This window comes from Dyella sp. (genome assembly GCF_035277725.1).
In the GTDB taxonomy this organism is placed as follows: domain Bacteria; phylum Pseudomonadota; class Gammaproteobacteria; order Xanthomonadales; family Rhodanobacteraceae; genus Dyella_B.
This window is the reverse complement of sequence record NZ_DATEJY010000231.1, coordinates 1-7,171: the sequence shown is the minus strand read 5'-3', so window position 1 is coordinate 7,171 and position 7,171 is coordinate 1. Positions and strand designations below refer to the sequence as shown.

Below are 7,171 nucleotides of genomic sequence, written 5' to 3'. Positions count from 1 at the left end.
CGCAATCTCAGCGATGACGCCAACCTCGGCGTGTATCAGCAAGTGCAAGAGGTGTACGGCCGCGGCCAGACCTGGCTGCTCACCGTGTTTGCATTGAAGCAGCAATTCTTCGACGGCAAGCTCGAGTGGCGTGTTGGACGTCTGCCGGTGGGCACGGATTTCGACAGCTTGCCGTGCGATTTCCAGAACCTCACCTTCTGCGGTTCGCAGCCTGGCAACATCGTCGGCGACTACTGGATCAACTGGCCGGTCAGCCAATGGGCTACGACGCTGAAGTGGAACACCACCGATCAGACCTACGTAAAACTCGGCGCCTATCAGCTCAATCCGCGCTATGTCGACAACACCTGGGCGCGCAGCAATGGCTGGAAGCTCAACTTCCCCGGCGGCACCACCGGCGCGCTGCTGCCGCTTGAATTCGGCTGGACGCCGACCCTCAACGGCCTGCCGGGCAGTTACAAACTCGGCGGCTGGTACAACAACGCCGGCGGCGAACATCTTTATTACGACGTCAATAATCGGCCGATCGCATTCACCGGTGAAGCGCCGTTGCAGGAAAGTGCGCGACACGGCGGGTACATCGCCCTGCAGCAGCAGATCAGCGGCGATGCCGGCGGCAAGGGCGTCAGCCTGTTCTTCAACGCCACCATGGCCGACAGCAGTACATCCGCGGTCGATCGGCAGTTTGCATTGGGTGCGATGTTCAACGGTCCGTTCCATCGCAGCAAGGACAGGGTTGGCGTTGCGGTAGGCACCACGCACGCCAGCAGCGAACTGATTCGCTACGCTCGGCTTTACAACCAGCTTCATGCCGATGTGCCCATGCCGGTCGCAGATACCTATGAATTGGCCAGCGAAGTGTTCTACGACTGGTATCCGATTCCTTCGGTCAGCGTGCGGCCCAACCTGCAGTACGTGGTCAATCCCGGCGGCACTATGCAGAACCGCAATGCATTCGTATTTGGCTTGAAGACCAGCATCGCTTTCTGATTTATAGCGCCGCAGCATCGTAGGTTGGGTTAGCGCAGCGTAACCCAACCATGTCGCGCGGTATTGCTGGGTTACGCTGCGCCAACCCAACCTGCAAAAGAAAAAAAGCGAGGCTGCCGTGGTGGCAGCCCCGCCCCTCCAACGAGCGTCCCTGCACGCCCCTTTAAACGCTTACTGCACGTTCAAATTGATGTCATCCAGTACAAACGACGTTTGCAGCGAAGCATCTTCGGTGCCGGTGAACTTCACCGTCACGGTCTGCCCGATATACGAGCTGACGTTATAGCTGTGCACCTGATAACCCGACGCCGCATTGAGGTTGGAGAATGTCGCCAGCGTAGCCAGCACGGTCCCGCTGCTGTTGACCAGCTGCACCTTCAACTTGTCATACGCAGTCGTCGTGGTGGTCTCTGCGGTATCGATATGCAGATAGAACTGCAAGGTGGCGCTGGATTTGCCCGCAGGAATGCTTACCGACTGCGACACCGTATCGGTGTGGGTGGTGCCATAGCCATCCAGCCATGCGAACCACGAACCGTTGTGCGCCACTTCGCCCGAGCAGCTGCTGTTACTGCAAAGCACGCCACTGCTCATCGACCAAGGCGAGGCAGAGCCGGTTTCGAAGCCAGGATTGACGATCAGCTGCGACGCTCCGCCACCGCTGCTCACGGTGACCTGCTGGCTGGTGCTGTTGGTAGCACCGGTACTGTCGGTCACCTTCAGTGTGACGGTGTACGTGCCAGCAGTGGTGTACGTGTGGCTTGGGCTTGCACTGGTCGAGGTGCCACCGTCGCCGAAGGTCCAGGCGTACGCGTTGATGGTGCCGCCGCTATCCGTGGATGTGTTGGTAAAGTTCACGGTCAAGCCGCTCACGCTGTCGGTAAAGCTGGCGACCGGATTGCCGCCCGTGCCACCACCGCCACCGGCAAGATTGGCCAGCTGATTGACGACCACGCTGCCCCAACCCGTGGTGTAGTCCCAACCGGTGGCCGCATTCTCGCCGCTGTTGTTGCCGGAGGTCACGTCGTGGAACGCCGCGGCGTAATTGCTCGATGACGACTTCGCCACCTGATAAATCACCGGTGCAGCAAAGCCCAGGCTGGTGCCTTTGGCTTGCAGCACGCGTGCCCACATGCCCACTGCCAGCGGCGCGGCAAGGCTGGTGCCGCCGATCTGCTGGTTGGACTGGCCGTCCACGTACACCAATGCGCCGCTGACGGGGCTGGCATCGAACGCAATGTCAGGCACGCCGCGATGGGTCTGGTTGGTAATGCCGGACACGCCTTGCTGCCAGCTCGGAATCGGCTCGAAGGTGCTGGGGCTGCCGCCGGTAGCACCTTCGTTCGAACTGAGGTTGTTCCACACCGTTTCGCTTTGCCAGGTGGTGTTGGGGCTGGTGTACAACTCGGTGCCGCCCACCGCCGTCACGTATTGCGAACTGGCCGGCCAGCTCGGCGTCACGCCGCCGTTGCCGCATTCATCCGCACCGGAATCGCCGGACGACACGAAGAAGGTCTGGCCTTGCGCGACCGCCTGCTTGAACGTGGTGTCGTTCGACGAAGCCGCACCGCTCGACTGCGCGGAGGTTTCGCATTCACCCAGCGACACGTCGATGGCCTTCAGCAAGTTATCCGACACCACCAGGTTGTAGTCGGTTTGCAGGCTGGCGTCGGTCAAATCGGTGGCGACGTAGAAGGTGTACTGGTTCACGCCCGCCATGGGGATGATGTCCTGCGCATCCAGATCCCACTCGCCATCACCGCTGGTGCTGGTGCCGCTGGTGCTGCCTTTGTAGCTCACGCTGACACCAGGATCGGCCGTCGCCAGATCGCTCTTGATGTTGGACATGTTGCCCGAGGAAATCGAGCCCACGGCAACCGAAGTGGCCGCCGCCATGCCGCTCGCACCGTAGATCGAGGGGAAATCAGACGGCGCATGTCCTACCGCCGAACCCGTCGCAAACGGCTGCACGGTATTGCCGTGGACCACGTTCGGATTGAGGCGCTTGGCAAACACATGCGACACATGCACGTTCTGCATGCCGAGCACGGCATTGACGCTGCCTTGCAAGCTAGCGGGAATCTGGACGGGGCTGTTATTGGCAAACGCATCGCGACCATCGTGTGTCTTCACGTGCACGAAGCTGGTGTTGAAAGCAGCCTGCGCGGTATCGGCGCGGCCATCGGCCTCCACCAGTGCGCGATTGGGTGCAATCTGCACGTTGGTAAAGCCGGCGCGTATCAGGTAGTCAGCCACGGCTTGCGCCTGCGCTGCGGTGGGCGCGTATTGGGCGTTGAACTGTGCCGCAGTCAGCGGCTTGAAGCCCGGCTTGGCGATGTATTGATCGAGCTGTTGCTCATTGCGCAATTTGAGCGTCACCACGACGTGCATCGGATGCGAAAACGCCAATGCGCCCACGACCTGATCGTCGCTGCGCAAACTGACGGCAGGATGGATCGCCACCATCGCCGAACTGGTTGCCGATACCGCGTTGTCCGCGGTCGGCAACGGGCTTGCCTCGACGTAGACAGCACTCATCGACACCAAGCCCATGGCAACAAGCATGGCTTTCATACGAAAACGGCTGGACATAGATCACTCCCCAGGAATATTGAGCACGCACGCACCCAATGAGGTCGCACGTACCCCATGACAGTGAAGTCGCGCTGGCGCGCGACGCCGTTGGAACTTAAGAAGAACGCTTGCGATTCCCCGAGCCCCGGCATGCTGCTGCTCCCCCTTACGTCCCCACGTCAGGCAGTGCCGGCTGCAGCGCTCAACGACGCCCCACTTCTGCAATCCCGCGTCGTTCTGGAATCAATCGCCGCGTCATTCCTTGCGGCGAATGCATTTGAAAGTATCGGTCGAAAAAAACAGCGTCAAGCAAACGGCGGCGTGAACTCTCACGAAAAGAATGCACACGGAATCTTCACGTTGCGTGATTGCCGTTCTCTATGGCGTATCGTCTGCCAGCTGGCTTCACCGGCACTCTCATGCGTCAAAAAATGCGCACAGGTAAAGCTTGTTTTTGAGCTTCGGCTAGAGCCTCAACCGGCGCCGGGTAACTTTTTTTGATAGATCACAACAATCACCACGCGCCCGGCGTAAGTTACGCGAAAGCAAACAGCTGTGATTCCTGCACCGCAATTTCACGTTCTCACGATCCAATCTTTCGTGCGTTCACGCGGTAAACGTTAACGCGTGCCGACAAGCATGAATGCCGGCTGACGTGCGCGTGTATCAGCGCTCGATGCGCACGCCAAGTTCGGCGAGCCGACGCAATCCGTCCGGTGTCGGCAACAGTGCGCGATTGCGTTGCGCGCGTCGCAACCAGCCCGCGTCGAGCATGGCGCTGGTGATGGCGACACCCAAGGGGCCGCCCAGATGCAAACGGCGCTCGGTCCAATCCAGGCAACCGCGTCCGCGCAGGTGCGGCAACGAATGCAACGACGCCGGCGGCCATCCCGCCTGCGCCAGGGCATCCGTGGCGGCAGGCAGCAGCAGCATGCCGTCGCTTTCCGCGCGCAACCAACCGCGCTGCAGCCACGCGTCGCACAGCGCGACACCTAATTGCCCAGCAAGATGCCGATAACAGGAACGCGCACGGCACAGCGTCGCATCGCGCACGGCCTGCTTGGGCGTGATACGCGTGGCGTTGGGCAACGCCATGGATTCCAGCCACGCCGCCACGTCATCGTTCGCCAGGCGGTAATAGCGGTGCCGCCCCTGCTCGTGCAGGCCCAGCAAACCACCATCGAGTAGCCGCTTGAGATGGGCGCTGGCGGTGGCGGCACTCACGCCGGCGATGCTCGCCAATTCGCCGGCGGGACGCATGGTGCCGTCCATCAACGCCAGCAGGATCGCCGCGCGCGCCGGCTCGGCCAGCAAGGCGCCCAGTTCGGCCAATTGATAACGGTTGAGCGGACTGACTTCGGTCATGGATGCAAGTCTAGTTGCTGCATCCGCTCAACGTTTCGCCCGTGCCCGAAGCTTGGCTTTGGGCGTGGCAGCAAGGCCGGCGTACTCAACCAGGGCTGCTGCAAGATGGTCGTACAGCGCGCGCACCAATGCACTGCGGCGCAGATCCTCGTGCATCACCACCCACGTCTCCATGCTCAGCTGGAAGCTTTCCAGCACGCGCACCAACGCCGGATCGCGCTGCGCTATGCCGCATTGGCAACCCGCGATGCCGTAACCGGCGCGCATGGCGGCCAGCGCGGCGAGATCGTTGTCCGTGCGCAGTGCGAAGTACTCGCGGGCATACGGCACGCCGGCCGGCAGCATGGCGCGGATATACGGCGTTTCGCGGTCGAAACCGATCAGCACATGCGAGGCGAGATCGGCCATGGTCTTCGGATGGCCATGCGCTTTCAGGTAGCGCTTGTGCGCATACAAACCCACTGCGATGTTGCCCACGCGGCGCGCCACCAGCGCCTCCTGGGCCGGACGCCCCATGCGGACGGCGATATCGGCGTCGCGACGCAGCAGGTTCTGCACCTGGTTCGACAACGACAGTTCGATCACCACGCCCGGATGGCGTTCTCGAAACGCGGCCAGCATGGGCGGCAGCACTTCCACGCCGATCACCTCGCTGGCGGTGATGCGTACCGTGCCGGACATGGCGTCGTGACGCGCGGTGGCGGCACGGCGCAAGGCTGCCGAAGCCGACGCCATCGATTGCGCATGCGGCAGCAAGGCGTGCGCCAGTTCCGTCGGTGACAGCCCCTGTGGCGAGCGCGCAAACAACGACACGCCGAGGGTTTCTTCCAATTCACGGATATGCCGGCCCAGGCTCGGCTGCGTCATGCCCAGCATGCGCGCCGCGCCCGACAAGCTTCCTTCGCGCATCACGGCGAGGAAGGATCGATACAGCTCCCAACCGGGTTCTTTGCTGGCCATGCATATTTGTATAGCAGCTCTACGATATTAGGCAATTTTCTTCTACCCATCCCCGGACCAGACTTTGTCCATCCCAACGGAGGACAGCGTCATGCATACATCCCGAACAGCATTGGTGGTCGGCGGCAACGGCGGCATCGGCCGCGAAACCTGCCTGGCATTGCAGCGGCACGGGTGGCAGGTGCGCGCCCTGGTGCGCCATGTTCCGGCAGAGCGTGATGGCACCGAATGGATCGAGGGCGATGCCATGCAATGCGACGATGTGCTCGCGGCAGCGGCAGGCGTAGAGGTGATCGTGCACGCAGTGAATCCGCCGGGCTACCGCAATTGGGGCACCCTGGTGTTGCCGATGCTGGACAACAGCATGGCAGCGGCCAAGGCGAACGGCGCACGCGTGGTGCTGCCCGGCACGATCTACAACTACGGGCCGGATGCGTTTCCCCTGCTCCGCGAGGATTCGCCGCAGCATCCGCCCACACACAAAGGGGAAATTCGGGCCGAGATGGAACAGCGCCTCGCCGCGGCATCACGCGCAGGGGTGCGCACGCTGATTCTGCGCTGTGGCGACTTCATCGGACCGCGCGCGGGCAACAACTGGTTTGGGCAAGGTCTGGTGCAACCTGGCAAGCCGGTGAACACGCTGCGCTATCCGGCGGATTACACGCATCATCATGCATGGGCGTATCTGCCCGACGTGGCGGAAACGATCGCGCAGCTGCTTGAGCACGAGCTTGCCGATTTCGATGTGTATCACTTTGGCGGCTATTGGCTGGATGGCTATGCGATGGCCGATGCGGTGCGCCGCACGACGCGCAATCCGGATGTCGCACTTCGGCGCTTTCCATGGTGGATGACGGCCCTGGCTGCGCCCTTCACGGAAACGCTGCGCGAGCTGCGCAAGATGCGGTATCTGTGGAAGGAAACGATCCAGCTGGATGATGCAAAGCTGGTGGCGCGTCTTGGTGCAAAGCCGTATACGCCGATTGACGTGGCGCTGCGCGAGACCTTGGCGGGGCTTGGTTGCATGAAGTGACGCATGCGCCCCGTAGGTTGGGGTGCGAACCCCAACATCCTTCCCTGACCCGCACAACGATGTTGGGGTTCGCACCCCAACCTACACCATGACGCGTGTTACGTCCCGCGCGGTTTCGCCCGATGTGTCGGCGTTGCCGTCCACGGATCATCCGGCCAGGGATGTTTGGGATAACGCCCCTTCAACTCCTTCTTCACTTCCGGATAGGTGCGCTCCCAGAAACCCTGCAGATCCTGCGTCACCTGGATC

7 protein-coding genes are annotated in these 7,171 nt (G+C 61.9%); 3 read left to right on the top strand and 4 right to left on the bottom strand.

The window, feature by feature from the left end:
- On the top strand, positions 1-990 hold a 990-nt coding region (locus VJR68_RS19250; protein WP_324150274.1), incomplete at its 5' end, for a carbohydrate porin.
- A 171-nt stretch (positions 991-1,161) separates the two neighbouring features.
- Here the strand turns inward: VJR68_RS19250 and VJR68_RS19245 are convergent.
- A complete protein-coding gene (locus tag VJR68_RS19245; RefSeq protein WP_324150272.1) occupies positions 1,162-3,582 on the bottom strand; it encodes a protease pro-enzyme activation domain-containing protein in 2,421 nt (806 codons plus the stop codon).
- 132 nt (positions 3,583-3,714) lie between these two features.
- Here VJR68_RS19245 and VJR68_RS19240 point away from each other — a divergent pair, with 132 nt between their 5' ends.
- Entirely contained in the window at positions 3,715-4,065 is a 351-nt protein-coding gene (locus VJR68_RS19240) for a hypothetical protein (protein ID WP_324150271.1), read from the top strand.
- Between the two features lie 165 nt (positions 4,066-4,230).
- On the opposite strand, the gene VJR68_RS19235 is transcribed toward VJR68_RS19240, so the two are convergent.
- Both VJR68_RS19235 and VJR68_RS19230 read right to left on the bottom strand, forming a co-directional pair.
- The gene (locus VJR68_RS19235) at positions 4,231-4,929 is read right to left on the bottom strand and encodes a helix-turn-helix transcriptional regulator (RefSeq protein ID WP_324150270.1); all 699 of its coding nucleotides are present in this window, start codon (positions 4,927-4,929) and stop codon (positions 4,231-4,233) included.
- A gap of 27 nt (positions 4,930-4,956) precedes the next feature.
- Positions 4,957-5,889: a LysR family transcriptional regulator gene (locus VJR68_RS19230; protein WP_324150268.1), complete on the bottom strand. Its 933-nt coding sequence runs from the start codon at positions 5,887-5,889 to the stop codon at positions 4,957-4,959.
- Positions 5,890-5,980: 91 nt separating this feature from the next.
- On the opposite strand from VJR68_RS19230, the gene VJR68_RS19225 reads away from it, so the two are divergent.
- Positions 5,981-6,922 carry an NAD-dependent epimerase/dehydratase family protein gene (locus VJR68_RS19225; RefSeq protein ID WP_324150267.1) on the top strand — a complete coding sequence of 314 codons (942 nt, stop codon included), beginning with the start codon at positions 5,981-5,983 and terminating at the stop codon, positions 6,920-6,922.
- A gap of 98 nt (positions 6,923-7,020) precedes the next feature.
- Here the strand turns inward: VJR68_RS19225 and VJR68_RS19220 are convergent.
- Positions 7,021-7,171 (bottom strand): ATP-dependent helicase C-terminal domain-containing protein (locus tag VJR68_RS19220; protein WP_324150275.1); only part of this gene is annotated, 151 nt, incomplete at its 5' end.

What these genes read in the sequence shown, in the direction of transcription:
- VJR68_RS19230 (WP_324150268.1), bottom strand. Translation starts at nt 5,889, where the DNA reads ATGGCCAGCAAAGAACCCGGTTGGGAGCTGTATCGATCCTTCCTCGCC.
- VJR68_RS19240 (WP_324150271.1), top strand. Translation starts at nt 3,715, where the DNA reads ATGCTGCTGCTCCCCCTTACGTCCCCACGTCAGGCAGTGCCGGCTGCA.
- VJR68_RS19225 (WP_324150267.1), top strand. Translation starts at nt 5,981, where the DNA reads ATGCATACATCCCGAACAGCATTGGTGGTCGGCGGCAACGGCGGCATC.
- VJR68_RS19245 (WP_324150272.1), bottom strand. Translation starts at nt 3,582, where the DNA reads ATGTCCAGCCGTTTTCGTATGAAAGCCATGCTTGTTGCCATGGGCTTG.
- VJR68_RS19235 (WP_324150270.1), bottom strand. Translation starts at nt 4,929, where the DNA reads ATGACCGAAGTCAGTCCGCTCAACCGTTATCAATTGGCCGAACTGGGC.